Genomic DNA, 16,971 nt, shown 5'->3' with positions numbered 1-16,971 from the left:
GTTCCCTGGGACTCTTGTTCAGCTCGGCCGGTGGAAGACGGTCGATACCGGGTACTTTGGGGGACGCTGATGGCCGAAGCCACAGGGGTGGGACCGCGCCCGCTGCTTGGTCGCATCTCGCTGTCGAATCTGTTGATCGCACAGGTGATCGGCTTGATCGCGGCGGTGATCGCACTGGTGGCCGGGCTCGGCGGGTGGATCGCACTCGGCGTCGCCCTTGTCGTCGGCCTGCTGCCGCTGATCCCGATCGCGAAACGCACCGTGCTGGACTGGATCGCGACCTGGTGGCGCTATGTCACCCACCGCGACTACGAGATCGGCGACACCGTCGACTTCCGCGGTCCGGACGATCGCTCGCTCGGCCTGTACTGGGACGGCACCCGCGTGGTGACCGTGGTCGAGGTGCTGCCGCCCAAGGGCGGGCTGACCCGCATCTCCAGCAGCACCGTGCACGCCTCGCACCTGCTACCGCTGCCGGAACTCGCCGCCTGCCTCAACCAGCACGACATCCTGCTCAGCGGCATCGACATCATCAGCCACGGTCACCGCAGCCGCGCGGGCACCCCGGCGGGCAAGATCTACGAATCGCTGCTCGGCCCGCTGCCCGCCACCGCGCACCGCGCCGTCTGGCTGGCGATCGGCTTCGACGCGATCGCATGCCCGGAGGCCGCGGCGCGCCGCGGCGGCGGCAGCGAAGGCGCCTCGCGCGCGGTAACCATTGCGACGCAACGCATCATGCGCGCGCTCGAGGACGCCGATTGCAGCGCGCGCATCCTCACCGCACCCGAGATCCGCAAGGCGGTCCTGCAGATCACCGCGGGCTTCGACCCGCGCACCCTGACCCACCGCTGGCGCTACGCCGAGATCGGCAACGCCGTCAACATCGGCAGCGCGGTCGATCCCAAGCAACTCGGCTCGGATCTGCTGGCGCAGTTGTGGGTCGCGCCCTCGCGCGGCACCACCGTCACCGTGCGGCTGCGGCCGGGCAGCTCCGCCGAATCGGTGAGCATCGGCGCGGCCTGGCGGCTGACCGCTCGCGAACTGCCGGAGAACGGCAAGCTCAAAGGCATGGTGTCGATGAACGGACGCCACCGCGACAGCCTGCTCGCGCACTTGCCTTTGGCCGTCCCCGGACTCGACGACACCGTGCCGATGACCGAGTACCCGATCGACGTCATCGGCGCGCTGCACCTGCCATCCTCCGGATGCGGTCAGCTCATCGGCTCCGACGAGAACAACCAGGGTGTGGCCGTCCGAATCATCGGCACCGGCATCTCGACGGTGTACGTGGCCGGTGAGCTCTACCTGGCGCAGCAGTTGGTGTTCCGCGCGCTGGCCGTCGGCGAGCGCATCCTGATCCGCACCGACCGCGCGCACGCGTGGGAGAACCTGGTGCAGACCATCGGCAATCCGGAACGCCTCGCCATCGCCGTCGAAACGCACCAGTCCGACGCGGGTTTCACCGCGACCGTGGTGGACGGTGTGCTCGCGCCCGCGCCGCACGCCGGTGTCACGACGATCTACGTGACCGGCGACCCGATGGGCTGGCCCGCGACGCGGCCCGACCTGTCCATCCACCAGCCGGGCGCGATCGGTAACCGCGTGGTGCTGCGTACCGGGACCGCGCAGGTGGACCTCACCCTCGTCTCGATTCCGCGCGAGGCCACCTACATCGGGCATCCGCGCGGGCGTCGGCCCGTCGCGAACGCTGCGCACTGACCAGGGACGTCAGCCCGGGTAGCGATCGGCCGCCCGTGCCGTCCGCAAATGCCGTGCCCACCAGTGCAATTGGCGGAGCAGGCGTTCGCTCGCGTCGATCGCCGCGCCGTCGGTCGGCGTGCCGGTGGCATCGAACTGCCGCTTGGCCTGGTGAATGCTGACGGTCTCCCGTATCGAGACCATGTGGATCTCGGCGACCACCTGGCGGAGCTGTTCCACCGCGCGCAGACCACCGGAAAGTCCGCCGTAGGAGACGAAGCCGATGGGCTTGGCGCGCCACTCGTGCTTGGCGGTGTCGAAGGCGGTTTTGAGGGAAGCAGGGTAGCCGTGGTTGTACTCGGAGGTGATCGCGACGAACGCGTCCGCGGCGGCCAGCCTTTCCCGATAGGCCCGTGCCTCGGGCGTGTCAGTGAGGTCCGTCGGCAGCGGCGTATCGATGAGATCGATGACGCCGGTGTCGAATTCGGGCCGCGCCCGGACGACGCGCAGGAACCAGTCGGCGACCACCGGAGCGAACCGCTCCGGGCGCACGCTTGCCACGATGACCTCGAGCCGCAGCGGGGTGTCCATCCGGCGAGCATAGAAGACGCTGCGGGAAGCAGTCCCCGAACGGCCGCGTGACAAGCGGAGTTACGCCCAGCGCGAGATTCCGGCGCCCCCGCGTGGCACGCTGGACGAATCCGAGATCCACCCGACGGTGCGCGAGGTGACCGGTCGGCCTCCGCGCACCTTCCGGCAATGGGCGCAAGCGCATGCCGACGCCTTCCGGACGGCATCTTCCTGACAGCCGGCACGCGCCGCCGCGATCGCGCATGTCAGCCTGCGGCGGCGACTTCCGTTGCGCTCCGGGCGAATTCGGCGAGTCCGTCGACCGGAACTACCTGTGCGCTGAAATCCAGTGCGTGCCTGGCCCGTTCGGGATCGGCGACGAAGTGGCGCACGTCGCCGATCCGGTATTGACCGGTCACGATCGGCGACGGCCCGCCGCGGGCCTTGGCCATGATGGACGCCACCTCCCACAGCGTGATCGGGTGGCCGGAGGCGATGTTGAGCGGCACGAAGCCCGGCAGCTGTCGTTCGATCGCGGCACAGGTGGCGTCGGCGGCATCGCGGACGTGCAGGAAATCCCGAACCTGCCCGCCGTCCTCGAACACCCGCGGCGCCTGACCCGCGAGCAGTTCCTCACGGAACCGGGTGGCAAGACCCGAGCGCGCGCCCTCGCCGTACACGTTGTGATAGCGCAACACGGTCACCGCCGCCCCGGTGCTCAGGCCCCAGGCCAGCGCGTACTGCTCTTGGGCCGCCTTGCTCGCGGCGTAGAAGCCGCGCGGTCGCAGCGGCGCGTCCTCGCCGACCGCTTCCCAGGTGAGCACCTCGCCGGTACGCGGCGCGCGGTGGTCGAACATGCCGCGATCCAAGTCGGCGCGCGAGCGCAGGCCGGGAAAGAACGGCCCGCCGCGCACGCTGCGGTAGCGGCCTTCGCCGTACACGGCGACGGAAGACGCCAGCACCAGCCGCCGGACGCCCACCTGGCTCATGGCGGCGAGCAGCACCGCTGTGCCGTGGTCGTTGTGCGCGGCGAACGCGGCGATGCCGGAGTCCGATTCCGCGCTCGGCGCGGTGACGGCCGCGAGGTGGCAGACCACTTCCGCGCCGCGCAGTAGCGGCGCGAGCCCGTCGGCGTCTCTGACGTCCACCCTGGCGACGCCTTCTGGCGGTTGCGCGTCGAGCCCGTGCACATCGCCGAGCATCAGGTCGAGCGCGATCACCTCGTGCCCGGCGGCCGTCAGCGCACCGCGCACGTGTGATCCGAGGAATCCGGCGGCTCCGGTGAGCAGTACTTTCATCGCAGCCACACCCCGCCGCCCACGGCCGACTCCGAGCCGATGGCGGCACGAACGTCGCACCGTCCCATGCGGTTACGGTAGTGCGAAAGGCAGCGACACGCCGGTATGGACACGGCACCGATCGCAGGTGTCCGTTTCGTCGATCGCCGCCACCGAGGCCCGGATGAGCTCCTTGAACGGGGCCAGGTTGCGCTTGAACTCGGCGAAGACGTCGATGGCGTGCACCCCGTCGCCCTCCTCCAGACCCGCGTCCAGGTCGGTCACCAGAGCGACCGCGGCATAGCACATCTCCAGCTCACGGGCGAGTACGGCCTCCGGGTGACCGGTCATGTTCACCAGGTCCCAGCCCTGACCGGCGAACCAGCGGCTCTCGGCACGGGTGGAGAAGCGCGGCCCCTGCACCACGACCATGGTGCCGCCCGCCTTCAGCGACAGCGCCTCCACCTCGGACTTCGCCACCGCGGTGCGCAGTTCCTCGCAGTACGGATCGGCGAAGGAGACGTGCACGCCGCCGCCGTCGAAGTAGGTCTGCGGACGGCCCGAGGTGCGGTCGACCAGCTGGTCCGGCACCGCGACGGTGCCCGGTCCCCAGTCGGCGCGCAGGCTGCCCACCGCGCACGGCGCGAGGATCCGGCGCACACCGAGCGACCGCAGCGCCCACATGTTGGCCTGGTACGGCAGCGTGTGCGGGGCGTATTCGTGCTGCTTGCCGTGCCGCGGCACGAACGCCACCGGCCGCCCCTCGACCTCGCCCACCGCGATCGGGGCGCTCGGCTTGCCGTACGGGGTGTCGACGTCGACCTGGGTGGCGTCGTTGTCGAAGAAATCGTAAAAACCACTGCCGCCGATGACGGCGAGGGCGGGCCGGGGAAGCGAACTCATGCGCTCGATTCTTCCGTCCGTCCGCCCCTCCCGCGCAACCGGTACCGGCCCGGGAACCGATCCGTGAGCGAGACCACTCGGTCGTATGGGCAATGATGGGACGATTCATCGGTTCCAACTGGAGGTGGCAGTGTCGCGCGCGGGCGTTTGGCTCACCGTGGCAAGCGGTCTGGCGTTCGCCAGTTCAGGACCGCTCGCGAAATCCGTGCTCGTCGCGGAGTGGTCGCCCGGCGCGGTGCTGGCCGTGCGGCTGACCGGGGCGGCGGCGGTCATGCTCGTGCTCGCCGCGTCAGTCGAACCCGATGGCCTGCGTGGCAGCGTGCGGCATCTGCGCACCATCGGCGCGTTCGGCGTGATCGCGGTGGCGGGCGTGCAGGCGACGTTCCTCCTGTCGCTGGAGTATCTCCAGGTCGGGGTGTCGCTGATGATCCAGTTCCTCGCGCCGATCGCCGTGATCGGCTGGGATTGGGCAGTGCGTGGACGCAGGCCGTCCACCGCCACCCTGCTCGGCGCGATCGTGGCGCTCGCCGGGGCCGCGCTGGTGATCGACGTCCTCGGCGCGGGCGGGCTGAGTCTCCCCGGCTTGGGTTGGGCGGCGCTGTCGATGCTGTGCAACGCCGCGTTCTTCCTGCTCTCCGCGCGCACCTCGGACAGCTTGCGCCCGGTGGTGCTACTGGGCGCCGGCTTGACCGTGGCCGCGGTGACCAGCTGGGTACTCGGCGCACTCACCGTGCTGCCGTTCCACATCGGCAGCGCCACCGCCGCCATGGGCGAGCGTCGCCTCCCGGCCTGGGCGGCCCTGGCGTTGCTGATCTTGCTCAGCACCGTCGTGGCTTACCTCTGCGGCGTGGCGGGCGCGGCGCGCATCGGGGCCACGCTCATGTCGCTGATCCTGTTGAGCGAGGTGCTGTTCGCGGTCGCGCTCTCCTGGCTGCTGCTCGGCGAGGCGGTCACGCCGGTCCAAATGTCCGGCGCGGTGCTCGTAATAGGCGGAATCGCGCTGGCCAGGTACGGTGCCGATCAGCGCGTGACACGGCGGACGCAGCCCGAGCCCGGCCGCGCGCTGACCTGACAACACGCCGGAACAACTGTACCCTAGGGGGGTATTAATCGATGATCGAATCTTCCGGCAGGCAGCAAGGAGACAGTCGGTGACCACCCCGGACACGAAGACCACCCAGGACCAGCCGGGCCACGACCACTCGGCACACGGCTACATCACCGCCAAGGACGACTACCTCAAGCGCCTGCGCCGCATCGAGGGGCAGGCCCGCGGGTTGCAGCGGATGGTCGAAGAAGAGAAGTACTGCATCGATATCCTCACCCAGGTCTCCGCGATGACGAAGGCGTTGCAGGCGGTGGCGATGGGCCTGCTGGAGGACCACATCAGTCACTGCGTGGTGGACGCCGCCGTCGCGGGCGGTCCCGAGGCCGAGGCCAAGATCAAGGAAGCCACCGACGCGATCGCCCGCCTGGTGCGCTCCTGATCGACACTCATCCGTGGCGTCGCCGATAGGCCGCGGCCGCGCCGGGGTGCAGCGGGATCGGACCGGTGCCGATCAACGAACGCGCGTCCAGGAATTGGGTGCCCGCGGCCTCCGCCGGGACCAGCGCGTCCGGATGACCGGCGAGCAGATCGACGATCGCGGCGGCGGCCTCGTCCGCCAACGCGGGAGCCGCGAGCAGCAGGTTCGCCACACCGATGGTCTGGATCGAGGAGGCTCCCGGATAGGCGTTGCCCGGGATCTCGACGCGGTCGTAGATGTGCCCGTAGCGCTGACGCAGCGGGACGGCCAGCTCGCCGAGATCCACCAAGCGCATCCGCAGCGGCACCTCGAGCGCGGCGGTCGGCACGCCGCCGGCCCACAGCAGCGCGTCGACCGCACCGGAGCGCACGGCTGCCGCGGCGTCGCGCAGCGGGCGATGTTCCACGATGACATCGGTCGCCGGGTCCAGCCCCGCGGCGAGCAGGATCCGCTCCCCCGTCAGCGCCGCGCCGGAACCCTGAGCGCCCAGATTCACCCGCTTTCCCCGCAATTCGGCCGCCCGGCGGACCCCGCTGTCCGCCCGCACGGCGAGCTGGAGATAGTTCTCGTAGACCCGGCCGAGCGCGACGACGCCGCCCGGCGCATCCCTGCTCGAATCCGCCAGCGCCAGACCGACTTCCGCCTCGCCCCTGGCCAGCATGGCGAGATTGTCCTGCGATCCGGAAGTGGTGATCGGCTCTATCCGCACCGTTCCGGCGTCGGCGGCCGCGGCGGCGAGCAGGCGCGCGAACGCGTGATAGAAGCCGCCGACCTCACCCGAGGCCAACCGGACCACCGGATCGTTGCCGCTTCCGCAACCGGCGACGCCCGCCGCGCCCGCGATGCCAGCGGCGCCGATGGCCGCGAGCGCCAAGAACTTTCGCCGGTCCAGCCGACCCGTCACGACACCACCACCGCGGGAAGACGGACGGTGATCGCGAGCCCGCGCGGAGCCACCGCGGACACCGAGAGCGCGCCGCCGCGCGCCTGGGCCAGCGCGGCGGCGATCGGCAGGCCGAGGCCGGAACCGCCTGCCTGCGCGGAAGAACCGCGGAAGAACCGCGTGGTGAGCTTGTGGATCTCGTCGGCGGGCACGCCGCGGCCGTCGTCGCGCACCGTCACCGTGACCCACTCCGGCTCGATCCCGACGGACACCACGGTGTGCGCGCCGGATCCGGCGTAACGGTTGGAATTGCTCAGCGGGACATCGAGAATCTGGGCGAGCACATCCGCGGTTACCGCGACCTCGGCCGGTCGCCCCGGTTGTTCGGCGCGCAGCGACTGCCCTGCGGCGGCGAACGCGGAATGCCAGGCGTCGATGCGATCCGCGACGACTTGGCCCGCGTCGCAATGATGTTCCGCCGTGGCCGCCGTTGTCGCGAACGCATCCGGCGTCTCCGCGACCGCGAGGGTGAGCAGACCGTCGAGCAATGTGGTCAGCCGCTCCACCTCCGCGCTCGCGCCGCGGAAGGTGTCGGCGGCGGTCTGCGGAATCGCGTACTCCAGCGAATCCAACCGGATGGTGAGGGCGGCCAGCGGATTGCGCATCGCGTGTGCGGTGTCGGCGACCAGCTGGCGCTGTGCCTCCGTCGAGTCCGCCACCGCCAGCGCCATGGCGTCGAAAGATTCCGCGACAGCGCGCATTTCGGGAGGTCCGCCATAGTGGCGCGCGATCGATGCCGGCGGTGCGTCGTCGGCGGCCTGCGGCGCGGACCGCGCCTTCGGCAGCGTCGCGGTCAACTCGGCGACGGCCCGCGAGAGTGCCGCGAGCGGGCGCAGTACCCAGCGGCTCAGCGTCAGCGCGAGCAGCGTGAAGAGCACCATGGCCCCCACGCCGCCGACGCCGATGATCAGCCACGCGCGGGTGATGTCGTGCCGCGCCTGCCAGGTGGACGCCTCGATGACGACGGCGCCGTTGACCTGCACCCCGGTCCCGACCGGTCGCGCGACGAGCATCGTCGGACCGCTCCACGGCATGAGCCGGTCGATCGGATGCGGTCGCTGATTGCGCCGCGCGTCGGCGACGGCCGCGACGACGGCGGGCTCGATGATGTCGACGCCCGCGTTGACCGCGGTCGCCCCGCGTGCGTCGACCACGAGCACGTTCTCGCCGTACAGCTCGTGGTAGCGCGCGACCTCCTCGGCCAGCGCGGCGTCGTTGCCCTCGAGCGCCACCGCGTCGGCAAGCGTGGCGAACCGATCCGCGTCACCGGACCGGCCGAGCACCAACTCTTGGGTCCGGCTGGTGGCGTAGGTCAGCGAGAGCGGCACCGCGAACGCGAGAACGGCGATCGCCGCGAACACCGTCAGCGCGGCAAGCAGTCTGCGCCGCATGACGTTTCGACCTCCACGTTCACTGACCCCACCGATATCCATAGCCGCGGATCGTGGTAATCAGTCCGGGTCGGTTCAGCTTGGCTCGCAGACCGGTCATGTGCACGTCCAGCGAACGCGACACCGCGACGAACGCGTCGCCCCAGATCCGGTCCATCAGCTGCTGGCGGCTCACCGCCGCGCCCGGCCGTTCCACGAGCGCCTCGACCAGCTCGAATTCCTTCTGCGTCAGCGCGATCGGCACGCCGCCGACCTCGACGACCCTGGCCGCCAGATCGACCCGCACGTCGCCGGTGATCACCTCGGTGCGCTCGGAATGAGCGACCGCGGCCGCCCGGCGCATCACGGTCTCCAGCCGCGCCATCAATTCCGCGATCCGCGGCGGCTTCACCAGGTAATCGTCGGCGCCGCCGCGCAATCCGCGCACGATGGAGCGTTCGTCGCTACGCGCTGTCAGGATCAGCACGGGCACCGAACTGATCTCGCGCAGCTGCCGCAGCACCTGCAAGCCGTCGCCGTCGGGCAGACCGAGATCGAGGATGACGGCGTCGTAGCCGCGGTGGTCGAGCAGCAATTCGCTGCCGCGGCGCTTGCGCTCGGCGGAGTAACCGCGGGCATTGAGCGCTTCGACGAGCGCGTCGCCCACGCCGTCGTCATCTTCGACCACCGCAAGCCGCACGCGCCGATCCTGCCACATGGGCGGGATCGGCGCGGACACGAGCCGCTCAGCCACGCACGGCGGCCATGGGGCGGTCGTCACCGGTTCCGGCGCTCACCGTGGCGGCGCGCTCCTCGTCGTCGGCGTCGATGGTGGACTCCGCCGAGGTCTCCCGCATGAAGTAGTAGGTGACCAGCGAGAGCGCGATGCAGCCCGCCACGTAGTAGAAGTACACCGACTCCATGCCCGCCTTCTTCAGTGCGAGCGCGATCATCTCCGCGGTGCCGCCGAAGATCGCGACGGTCAGCGCGTAAGGCAGGCCGACGCCGAGCGCCCGGATCTTGGTCGGGAAGAGTTCCGCCTTCACGATCGCGTTGATCGAGGTGTAGCCGGTGATGATCAGCAGGGCGACCATCATCAGACCCCATGCCGCGATCGGGTTCGAGGTGTGCGCGAGCACGGTCATGATCGGCACGGTGAGCACGGTGCCGCTCACGCCGAAGAAGATCAGCAGCTTGCGTCGGCCGATCTTGTCGGAGAGGCCGCCCGCCAGCGGCTGCAATACGACGAACACCAGCAGCGCGGCGAAGTTGATCCAGGCCACCGTGCCCTTGGAGATGCCGGAGGTGTTGATCATGAACTTCTGCATGTAGGTGGTGTAGGTGTAGAACGCCACCGTGCCGCCCAAGGTCAGGCCGACGACGAGCAGGCACTCCCTCGGGTACTTCAGCAGCACCCGCAGCGAACCGCGCGAGGACCCGCTTGGCTCCTTCGCCCCGGAGGTCTCCGCCTCGAACGACGCGGACTCGTCCATCCCGCGCCGCAGCAGCATGACGACGATCGCGCCGGTAGCGCCGATCAGGAACGGGATTCGCCAACCCCAGGAATGCATCTGCGCGGAGGTGAGCACCTGCTGCAGCACGATCTGCACGCCGAGCGCGGTGAGCTGACCGGCGACCAGGGTCACGTACTGGAAGCTCGAATAGAACCCACGACGGCCCGCCGAAGCGACCTCGGACAGGTACGTCGCACTGGTGGCGTACTCGCCGCCGACCGAGAGACCTTGCAACAGTCGCGCCAGCAGCAACAGCACCGGCGCGGCGATACCGATGGTGTGGTAGCTCGGCGTGATCGCGATGAGCAGCGAACCGGCCGCCATCACCGTCACCGACAGCGTCAGGGCGGCGCGCCTGCCGAACCGGTCCGCGTAACGACCCAGCGCCCAGCCGCCGAGCGGGCGCATCAGGAACCCGACCGCGAACACGGCCGCGGTGGACAGCAGCTGGGCGGTCGAATCCCCTTCGGGGAAGAACGCTTTCGCGAAGTACACGCTGAACGCCGCGTACACGTACCAGTCGTACCACTCGACCAGGTTGCCGATCGATCCGCGCAGCACGTTCGCGACGACGCGGCGTTCACCACCGGACTGTGTCGTAGTCACCGAATCTCCTCCTTCGACGCTTCTTCGCGTCAGCCGAAAGAGAGTGTGTCGGCAGTCACAAGGGATTCGGAAGCGTGCGGCAGGTTTCCTAACTGTCTCTTAGTACGATCGCCGCCGCACGCTTGCGCAGGTCAGGAGCGCAGCAAGGGCGCCAGAGCGCGCAGCGTTCCGAGGTAGTCAGACCCGAGCGCTTGCAGGGCGACGTGGTCGGCGCCCGCGTCGAGATGGGCGCGCAGCTGTTCGGCCACCCGTTCCGCGCTGCCGTGCACGGCGAGCTGGTCGACCAGCCGGTCGCTGCCGGGGGCGGTGACGTCGACGTCGTCGAAACCGAGCCTGCGCAGGTTCGCGACGTAGTTGCCCAGTCCGAGGTACATGGGCACGATGGTGCGGCCGACTTCGCGAGCCCGCTCCGGATCTTCGTCGATGACGAGCTTCTGCTCGGTGGCCAGCAGTGCGTCGGCGCCGAGCACCGCACGAGCGCGGCGGGTGTGCTCGGGGGTCACCAGGTACGGCAGCGCGCCCGCGGTCCGATCGCGCGCCAGCTCCAGCACCCGCGGGCCGAGCGCGGCGAGGGCCCGGCGCTGCTTCGGCACCCCGGCCTCGTCCAGTTCGTCGAGGTATTCGACCAGCGCGTCGTAGGGCTTGCGGTAAGGGCCGTTGAATTCCGGGTGGCCGGCGCCGATACCGAGCAGGAAGCGACCGGGGAAGCGCTCCTCGACGCGATGGAACGAATCGGCCACGATCTTCGCCGAGGCGGACCAGATGTTCACGATGCTGGTCGCCACCGTGAGCGAATCCGTCGCGGCGAGAAGCGATTCCACGACGGGCAGCTCCGCGGGCGGGGAGCTGCCGAGCCACACCGTTCCGTAGCCGAGCTGCTCCAGCTCACGCGCCTCCTCCGGCGTCACCCCCTGGTAGCCGCGCCATACACCGAATCGTCCGAGCCCATCGCTTGTCATGTCGGAAACGAACCTCGGCTGTCCCCGTTCCTATTCCACGCCGCGAAACCGTGGCCCCACTCCCCCCGAAGTATTAGCACTCAGGGCACGAGAGTGCTAACTTAGATGGTGCACAGCTTCCGGCTTCCGCCGCCGTGGCGGTCGCCGACGGACTGAGATGGAGGTGATTGCTGTGCTGCGATTCGATCCATTCCATGACATCGACACCGTCGCCCGGCAGCTGCTCGGCGAAAACGTCGGGTCGGCACGCGCACCGCGCTTCATGCCGATGGATCTGTTCAAGGCGGGCGACCACTACGTGCTCAATGCCGATCTGCCCGGCGTGGATCCCGGCTCGGTCGACGTGAGCGTCGACAACGGCACACTGACGCTGCGCGCCCAGCGCAGCTTGCCCAGCGACGAAGGCGTCCAGTGGATCGCCTCGGAACGCTTCGCGGGAACCTACATGCGCCAGCTGTCCCTCGGCGACAACGTCGACACCGAAAAGATCAGCGCCACCTACAACAACGGCGTCCTCTCGGTGACCATCCCCGTCGCCGAAAGGGCCAAGCCGCGCCGCATCGAGATCTCCGGCCACTCGGGGCCGAAGACCATCGAAGCGAGCACCGGCGACTGAACCACTCCGGTACCGCGGTTCGCTGAGACCGGCCGCGGTACCGGTCCCCTATCAGTCTCCGCCGCAGCACCCTCGGTCCGGCACGACCCGCATCTCCCTGGTCTCGGCATTGCGTGCCGCTAGGTCCGCGTCGGCCGGATAGTCGACCGCGACGAGGCTCAGTCCGTGGGCCGGGGCGACGGTTACCGCACTCGAACGCTCGGTCTCCGCCAGCAGACCTGCGATCCACTCCGCGGTGCGCCTGCCCTCGCCCACGGCGAGCACCGCGCCGACCAGGCTGCGCACCATCGACCAGCAGAACGCGTCGGCGCTGACGGACGCGATGAGCGAATCCCCCTCGCGCTCCCAGTCGAAGCGCTGCAACTCGCGGACCGTGGTCGCGCCCTCCCTGCGGCGGCAGAACGCCGCGAAATCGTGCAACCCCAACAGGCTTCGGGACGCCGTCCGCATCGCCTCCAGATCGACGCCGGGGCGGCACGGCACGACGCTGCGGGCGCTCAGCGGCTCCGCACCGTACGGCGCGGTGGTGAGCCGGTAGACGTAGTGGCGGCGAATCGCCGAGAAGCGCGCGTCGAACTCCGGCGGCGCGACCCGAGCCGCCTTGATACGCACGTCTTTCGGGAGGAACCGAGCCATTCGGTGAACGAGCTTGTCACCGTCGAACTCGGCGGTGGTGTCGAAGTGCGCGACCTGCCCCTCGGCGTGCACCCCGGCATCGGTGCGGCCGGCGACGGTCAACTGGATCGGCTCACGGAACACCTTGCTCAGCGACTCCTCCAAGATGCCCTGCACGGTCCGCAACCCCGGCTGGCGCGCCCAGCCGATGAAATCCGTTCCGTCGTAGGAGATGTCGAGGCGCACCCGCACGGCGGGCGGCGCCGCGACCGTCTGCGTCGGCGCGGGCTCGGGCTGCGAACTCGCCGTCTCCATCGAATCCTCCACTGTCACAACGACTCCTCGTCGAACGCGAACAAGCCCGCGGAGTCAGCACGGTCGGCCGTTCGGTTCGGGCCGATCACAACGCGAATGAGCCCGCCACCCACAGGGGCGGCGGGCTCATTCGAGAAAACCCGACCCAGGTCAGGCGTCCTTCTTGTCCTCGGCGGACTCGTCGGCCTTCTCCTCGGCAGCCGGAGTTTCGGCCTCGGCGACAGCCTCGTCGGCCTGCTCCTCGACGACCTCGGGAGCCTGCTCCTCGGCCTTCTTGGAGGCGGCGACGCGACGGGCGCGATCGGCCTCGTTGGTCACGGTCTTCTCCCGGACCAGCTCGATGATCGCCATCGGCGCGTTGTCACCCTTACGCGGCAGCGTCTTGGTGATGCGGGTGTAGCCACCCTCGCGGCCATCGAACGACGGTCCGATCTCCGCGAAGAGCGAGTGGACGACGTCCTTGTTGCGGATCACCTTCAGCACCTCGCGACGGTCGGCAAGGGTGCCGCCCTTCGCCTTGGTGATGAGCTTCTCCGCGTAGGGACGCACGGCCTTGGCCTTGGCCTCGGTGGTGGTGATCCGGCCGTGCTCGAAGAGCGCCGTGGCCAGATTGGCGAAAATCGCCTTCTGGTGCGACGCCGACCCGCCGAAGCGGGCACCCTTCTTGGGCTTAGGCATTGTTGATTCTCCTTGTATGCGGCCGGGCCGGGGCGCCTACCCCAGCGGCCTAGAGCTGTTCGGTCTCGGCGTAGTCCTGCTCGCCGCCATCGGTGTCACTGAACGTGCCGCTGTCGCTCCACGTGCCGGTGCTCGCGTCGTAACCCACCACGGAGGACGGGTCGAACGACGCCGGGCTGTCCTTCAGCGAGAGGCCCAGCGCGTGCAGCTTGACCTTCACCTCGTCGATGGACTTCTGGCCGAAGTTGCGGATGTCCAGCAGATCCGACTCGGTGCGGGCGACCAGCTCGCCCACCGTGTGCACACCCTCGCGCTTGAGGCAGTTGTAGGACCGGACGGTGAGGTCCAGGTCCTCGATCGGCAGACCGAACGAGGCGATGTGATCCGCCTCGGCCGGCGACGGGCCGATCTCGATGCCTTCGGCTTCGACGTTCAGCTCGCGAGCCAGGCCGAACAGCTCGACCAGGGTCTTGCCCGCCGAAGCGAGCGCGTCCCGCGCGCTGATGGAGTTCTTGGTCTCCACGTCCAGGATGAGCCGGTCGAAGTCGGTGCGCTGCTCGACACGGGTGGCCTCGACCTTGTAGGTCACCTTGAGCACCGGGGAGTAGATCGAATCCACCGGGATCCGGCCGATTTCCGCACCGGACGCCTTGTTCTGCACCGCCGGGACGTAACCGCGACCGCGCTCGACGACGAGCTCGATCTCGAGCTTGCCCTTGTCGTTCAGGGTGGCGATGTGCATGTCCGGGTTGTGCACGACGACGCCGGCGGGCGGCACGATGTCACCGGCGGTGACGGTGCCGGGGCCCTGCTTGCGCACGTACATCGTCACCGGCTCGTCCTCCTCCGAGGACACGACCAGACCCTTGAGGTTCAGGATGATGTCGGTGACATCTTCCTTCACGCCGGGAACGGTGGTGAACTCGTGCAGAACGCCGTCGATGCGGATGCTCGTGACCGCGGCCCCCGGGATCGAGGACAGCAGGGTACGCCGCAGCGAGTTGCCGAGGGTGTAGCCGAAGCCCGGCTCGAGGGGTTCGATGGTGAACTTCGAGCGGTTCTCGGCGACGACCTCTTCGGTCAGGGTCGGACGCTGGGAAATCAGCATGAGGATCATCCTCCTTTTAGGGCGCCCGCTATTTGACGCCTCGTTTTAAGGGGTTGTGCTCGACCGCCGGGCGAACCGGACGATCGAGCACCAGCGGCATTCGCTGATTACTTCGAGTAGTACTCGACGATCAGCTGTTCCTGCAGCGGCACATCGATCTGGGCGCGCTCCGGCTCCTGGTGGACCAGGATCCGCAGACGGCCCGGGATCACCTGCAGCCAGCCAGGAACCGGGCGGTCGCCGACGGTCTCGCGCGCGACCTGGAAAGGCAGGGTCGGCAGCGACTTGTCCTTGACGTCGATGATGTCGTACTGGCTCACCTTGTAGCTGGGCACGTCCACCTTGACGCCGTTGACCAGGAAGTGGCCGTGGCTGACCAGCTGACGGGCCTGGCGGCGGGTGCGCGCCAGACCGGCGCGGTACACGACGTTGTCCAGACGCAGCTCCAGGAGACGGAGCAGGTTGTCACCGGTCTTGCCCTTGAGGCGGTTGGCCTCTTCGTAGTACCGGCGGAACTGCTTCTCCATGACGCCGTAGGAGAAGCGAGCCTTCTGCTTCTCCTGCAGCTGGAGCAGGTATTCGCTCTCCTTGATCCGCGCGCGGCCGTGCTGGCCGGGCGGGTAGGGGCGACGCTCGAACGCCTGGTCGCCGCCGACGAGGTCGACGCGCAGACGACGCGACTTGCGGGTGATGGGTCCGGTGTAACGGGCCATTTCGCTCTACCTTCCTTTCCCGCTAGACGCGACGCCGCTTGGGCGGACGGCAGCCGTTGTGCGGCTGCGGGGTGACATCGGAGATCGTGCCCACCTCGAGGCCCGCGGCCTGCAGCGAGCGGATCGCGGTCTCGCGGCCCGAACCCGGGCCCTTGACGAACACGTCGACCTTCTTGACGCCGTGCTCCTGCGCCTTGCGGGCCGCGTTCTCGGCGGCCAGCTGAGCGGCGAACGGGGTCGACTTACGCGAACCCTTGAAGCCGACGTGACCCGACGACGCCCAGGAGATGACGTTGCCGTTCGGGTCGGTGATGGACACGATCGTGTTGTTGAACGTGCTCTTGATGTGCGCGTTGCCGTGCGGAACGTTCTTCTTGTCCCTGCGGCGCGACTTCTGGGTCTTCTTGGGGCCGGAGGCCCTGCTCTTAGGAGGCATCCGTGTCCCTTACTTCTTCTTGCCTGCGACGGTGCGCTTCGGGCCCTTGCGGGTGCGCGCGTTGGTCTTGGTCCGCTGGCCACGCACGGGCAGGCCACGACGGTGGCGCAGGCCCTGGTAGCAGCCGATCTCGATCTTGCGGCGGATGTCGGCCTGCACCTCGCGGCGCAGGTCACCCTCGACCTTGAACTCCGAGGCCTCGATGTAGTCGCGGAGCTTGGTCAGGTCGTCGTCGCTGAGGTCCTTCGAACGCAGGTCGGCGCTGACGCCGGTGGCCTCGAGGATCTCCTTGGAGCGGGTACGGCCGATGCCGAAAATGTAGGTCAGCGCGATCTCCATGCGCTTTTCGCGCGGGAGGTCGACGCCCATGAGACGTGCCATGTGGCAGTTTCCTTAATCGTTGCGGAGGTCTGCTCCCTGTCCGTTCCCCCGTCTTGGGTGGGGCACCGGCCTCCGTGCCGGTGGTTGGCCTGCACGCCCCGGTCCTTCTCTCGAAAGCCCGGATTTCCACAGCGTGCGGCTGGAGCTGGGAGTTCTTCTTTGTGCCAATCCGAACCGCGTTCGGTGCTTGGCGGTGAGCCCTTGATCAGCCCTGGCGCTGCTTGTGGCGCAGGTTGTCGCAGATCACCATGACCCGGCCGTGGCGGCGGATCACCTTGCACTTCTCGCAGATCTTCTTGACGCTCGGCTGAACCTTCACGTCCGTCCAATCTCGTTGTGGTTCACAGAGGTGTGAACACAGTTTTTCCCCAGTCGGCGACTGGGGAAGTCTTTGTTGTGCCGTCCTCGCGGACGGTGGCCACATGAGTCGACTCGGGCGAGCGCGTTACGCAAGCTCGCCGACTCGATTCACTTATAGCGGTATACGATGCGGCCGCGGGACAGGTCGTAGGGTGAAAGCTCGACGACGACCCGGTCCTCGGGAAGGATGCGAATGTAGTGCTGCCGCATCTTTCCGCTGATGTGCGCGAGAACCTTGTGCCCGTTCTCGAGCTCGATACGGAACATCGCATTGGGCAGCGGCTCGACAACTCGACCCTCGACCTCGATGGCCCCGTCTTTCTTCGCCATGTCCTCCGCGATCCCGGTTCACCGAGCGTTGCCGCTCGAACCTGGTGTGATTG

At 68.7% G+C, this 16,971-nt stretch carries 20 protein-coding genes; 4 read left to right on the top strand and 16 right to left on the bottom strand.

All coding sequences use genetic code 11. The features are described from left to right. Positions 1 to 69 precede the first annotated feature (69 nt). The gene (gene eccE / locus NX1_RS10285; protein WP_068057023.1) at positions 70 to 1,719 is read left to right on the top strand and encodes a type VII secretion protein EccE; all 1,650 of its coding nucleotides are present in this window, start codon (positions 70 to 72) and stop codon (positions 1,717 to 1,719) included. A gap of 9 nt (positions 1,720 to 1,728) precedes the next feature. Here eccE and NX1_RS10280 read toward each other — a convergent pair whose 3' ends face one another. From NX1_RS10280 to NX1_RS10270, 3 genes are all read right to left on the bottom strand, one after another. After that, positions 1,729 to 2,289 (bottom strand): NADPH-dependent FMN reductase, encoded by a 561-nt coding sequence (locus tag NX1_RS10280; RefSeq protein WP_068057021.1) that lies wholly within the window; start codon positions 2,287 to 2,289, stop codon positions 1,729 to 1,731. Between the two features lie 245 nt (positions 2,290 to 2,534). Beyond that, positions 2,535 to 3,566, bottom strand: coding sequence for an NAD-dependent epimerase/dehydratase family protein (locus NX1_RS10275; protein WP_068057019.1), 1,032 nt, complete (start codon positions 3,564 to 3,566; stop codon positions 2,535 to 2,537). Between the two features lie 72 nt (positions 3,567 to 3,638). Then, entirely contained in the window at positions 3,639 to 4,448 is an 810-nt protein-coding gene (locus NX1_RS10270) for an S-methyl-5'-thioadenosine phosphorylase (protein ID WP_068057018.1), read from the bottom strand. 124 nt (positions 4,449 to 4,572) lie between these two features. Between NX1_RS10270 and NX1_RS10265 the strand changes: the two genes are divergently transcribed. Beyond that, positions 4,573 to 5,520 carry an EamA family transporter gene (locus tag NX1_RS10265; protein ID WP_169812214.1) on the top strand — a complete coding sequence of 316 codons (948 nt, stop codon included), beginning with the start codon at positions 4,573 to 4,575 and terminating at the stop codon, positions 5,518 to 5,520. 79 nt (positions 5,521 to 5,599) lie between these two features. Next, entirely contained in the window at positions 5,600 to 5,935 is a 336-nt protein-coding gene (locus NX1_RS10260) for a metal-sensitive transcriptional regulator (RefSeq protein ID WP_068057015.1), read from the top strand. Positions 5,936 to 5,942: 7 nt separating this feature from the next. On the opposite strand, the gene NX1_RS10255 is transcribed toward NX1_RS10260, so the two are convergent. From NX1_RS10255 to NX1_RS10235, 5 genes are all read right to left on the bottom strand, one after another. Next, positions 5,943 to 6,878 (bottom strand): TAXI family TRAP transporter solute-binding subunit, encoded by a 936-nt coding sequence (locus NX1_RS10255; RefSeq protein WP_068057013.1) that lies wholly within the window; start codon positions 6,876 to 6,878, stop codon positions 5,943 to 5,945. Then, the gene (locus tag NX1_RS10250) at positions 6,875 to 8,308 is read right to left on the bottom strand and encodes a sensor histidine kinase (RefSeq protein WP_068057011.1); all 1,434 of its coding nucleotides are present in this window, start codon (positions 8,306 to 8,308) and stop codon (positions 6,875 to 6,877) included. The genes NX1_RS10255 and NX1_RS10250 overlap by 4 nt, the downstream gene beginning before the upstream one ends. 19 nt (positions 8,309 to 8,327) lie before the next feature. Continuing rightward, positions 8,328 to 8,987 (bottom strand): response regulator transcription factor, encoded by a 660-nt coding sequence (locus NX1_RS10245; RefSeq protein ID WP_068057160.1) that lies wholly within the window; start codon positions 8,985 to 8,987, stop codon positions 8,328 to 8,330. Positions 8,988 to 9,033: 46 nt separating this feature from the next. Beyond that, positions 9,034 to 10,407, bottom strand: a complete 1,374-nt coding sequence (locus NX1_RS10240; protein WP_068057010.1) for an MFS transporter — start codon at positions 10,405 to 10,407, stop codon at positions 9,034 to 9,036. Positions 10,408 to 10,538: 131 nt separating this feature from the next. After that, positions 10,539 to 11,366, bottom strand: coding sequence for an LLM class F420-dependent oxidoreductase (locus NX1_RS10235; RefSeq protein ID WP_068057008.1), 828 nt, complete (start codon positions 11,364 to 11,366; stop codon positions 10,539 to 10,541). Positions 11,367 to 11,538: 172 nt separating this feature from the next. Here NX1_RS10235 and NX1_RS10230 point away from each other — a divergent pair, with 172 nt between their 5' ends. Then, positions 11,539 to 11,982, top strand: a complete 444-nt coding sequence (locus tag NX1_RS10230; protein ID WP_068057158.1) for an Hsp20/alpha crystallin family protein — start codon at positions 11,539 to 11,541, stop codon at positions 11,980 to 11,982. Between the two features lie 51 nt (positions 11,983 to 12,033). Here NX1_RS10230 and truA read toward each other — a convergent pair whose 3' ends face one another. From truA to infA, 8 genes are all read right to left on the bottom strand, one after another. Beyond that, on the bottom strand, positions 12,034 to 12,912 hold the full coding sequence (truA, locus tag NX1_RS10225; RefSeq protein WP_068057157.1) for a tRNA pseudouridine(38-40) synthase TruA: 879 nt from the start codon (positions 12,910 to 12,912) through the stop codon (positions 12,034 to 12,036). 150 nt (positions 12,913 to 13,062) lie between these two features. Next, positions 13,063 to 13,590 (bottom strand): 50S ribosomal protein L17, encoded by a 528-nt coding sequence (gene rplQ / locus NX1_RS10220; protein ID WP_068057006.1) that lies wholly within the window; start codon positions 13,588 to 13,590, stop codon positions 13,063 to 13,065. Between the two features lie 49 nt (positions 13,591 to 13,639). Beyond that, a complete protein-coding gene (locus NX1_RS10215; protein ID WP_067785162.1) occupies positions 13,640 to 14,698 on the bottom strand; it encodes a DNA-directed RNA polymerase subunit alpha in 1,059 nt (352 codons plus the stop codon). A 107-nt stretch (positions 14,699 to 14,805) separates the two neighbouring features. Next, a complete protein-coding gene (rpsD, locus tag NX1_RS10210; protein WP_068057005.1) occupies positions 14,806 to 15,411 on the bottom strand; it encodes a 30S ribosomal protein S4 in 606 nt (201 codons plus the stop codon). 22 nt (positions 15,412 to 15,433) lie between these two features. After that, positions 15,434 to 15,847 (bottom strand): 30S ribosomal protein S11, encoded by a 414-nt coding sequence (gene rpsK / locus NX1_RS10205; RefSeq protein ID WP_011207365.1) that lies wholly within the window; start codon positions 15,845 to 15,847, stop codon positions 15,434 to 15,436. Positions 15,848 to 15,856: 9 nt separating this feature from the next. Further along, positions 15,857 to 16,228, bottom strand: a complete 372-nt coding sequence (gene rpsM / locus NX1_RS10200; RefSeq protein ID WP_068057004.1) for a 30S ribosomal protein S13 — start codon at positions 16,226 to 16,228, stop codon at positions 15,857 to 15,859. A gap of 205 nt (positions 16,229 to 16,433) precedes the next feature. After that, positions 16,434 to 16,547 carry a 50S ribosomal protein L36 gene (gene rpmJ, locus NX1_RS10195; RefSeq protein ID WP_011207363.1) on the bottom strand — a complete coding sequence of 38 codons (114 nt, stop codon included), beginning with the start codon at positions 16,545 to 16,547 and terminating at the stop codon, positions 16,434 to 16,436. Positions 16,548 to 16,696: 149 nt separating this feature from the next. Continuing rightward, positions 16,697 to 16,918 carry a translation initiation factor IF-1 gene (infA, locus tag NX1_RS10190; protein WP_003418601.1) on the bottom strand — a complete coding sequence of 74 codons (222 nt, stop codon included), beginning with the start codon at positions 16,916 to 16,918 and terminating at the stop codon, positions 16,697 to 16,699. Between the last annotated feature and the right edge of the window lie 53 nt (positions 16,919 to 16,971).

Origin of the sequence: Nocardia xishanensis NBRC 101358 (assembly GCF_001613365.1) — a bacterium.
GTDB classification, from domain to species: domain Bacteria; phylum Actinomycetota; class Actinomycetes; order Mycobacteriales; family Mycobacteriaceae; genus Nocardia; species Nocardia xishanensis.
Note: the sequence above shows the minus strand (reverse complement) of the source record. Positions and strands in the feature narration are given on the sequence as shown.

Bases quoted from the DNA above. Each gene is read 5' to 3' on its own strand.
- eccE (WP_068057023.1), top strand. From the start codon at position 70: ATGGCCGAAGCCACAGGGGTGGGACCGCGCCCGCTGCTTGGTCGCATC.
- NX1_RS10280 (WP_068057021.1), bottom strand. From the start codon at position 2,289: ATGGACACCCCGCTGCGGCTCGAGGTCATCGTGGCAAGCGTGCGCCCG.
- NX1_RS10275 (WP_068057019.1), bottom strand. From the start codon at position 3,566: ATGAAAGTACTGCTCACCGGAGCCGCCGGATTCCTCGGATCACACGTG.
- NX1_RS10270 (WP_068057018.1), bottom strand. From the start codon at position 4,448: ATGAGTTCGCTTCCCCGGCCCGCCCTCGCCGTCATCGGCGGCAGTGGT.
- NX1_RS10250 (WP_068057011.1), bottom strand. From the start codon at position 8,308: ATGCGGCGCAGACTGCTTGCCGCGCTGACGGTGTTCGCGGCGATCGCC.
- NX1_RS10235 (WP_068057008.1), bottom strand. From the start codon at position 11,366: ATGACAAGCGATGGGCTCGGACGATTCGGTGTATGGCGCGGCTACCAG.
- truA (WP_068057157.1), bottom strand. From the start codon at position 12,912: ATGGAGACGGCGAGTTCGCAGCCCGAGCCCGCGCCGACGCAGACGGTC.
- rplQ (WP_068057006.1), bottom strand. From the start codon at position 13,590: ATGCCTAAGCCCAAGAAGGGTGCCCGCTTCGGCGGGTCGGCGTCGCAC.
- NX1_RS10215 (WP_067785162.1), bottom strand. From the start codon at position 14,698: ATGCTGATTTCCCAGCGTCCGACCCTGACCGAAGAGGTCGTCGCCGAG.
- rpsD (WP_068057005.1), bottom strand. From the start codon at position 15,411: ATGGCCCGTTACACCGGACCCATCACCCGCAAGTCGCGTCGTCTGCGC.
- rpsK (WP_011207365.1), bottom strand. From the start codon at position 15,847: ATGCCTCCTAAGAGCAGGGCCTCCGGCCCCAAGAAGACCCAGAAGTCG.
- rpsM (WP_068057004.1), bottom strand. From the start codon at position 16,228: ATGGCACGTCTCATGGGCGTCGACCTCCCGCGCGAAAAGCGCATGGAG.
- infA (WP_003418601.1), bottom strand. From the start codon at position 16,918: ATGGCGAAGAAAGACGGGGCCATCGAGGTCGAGGGTCGAGTTGTCGAG.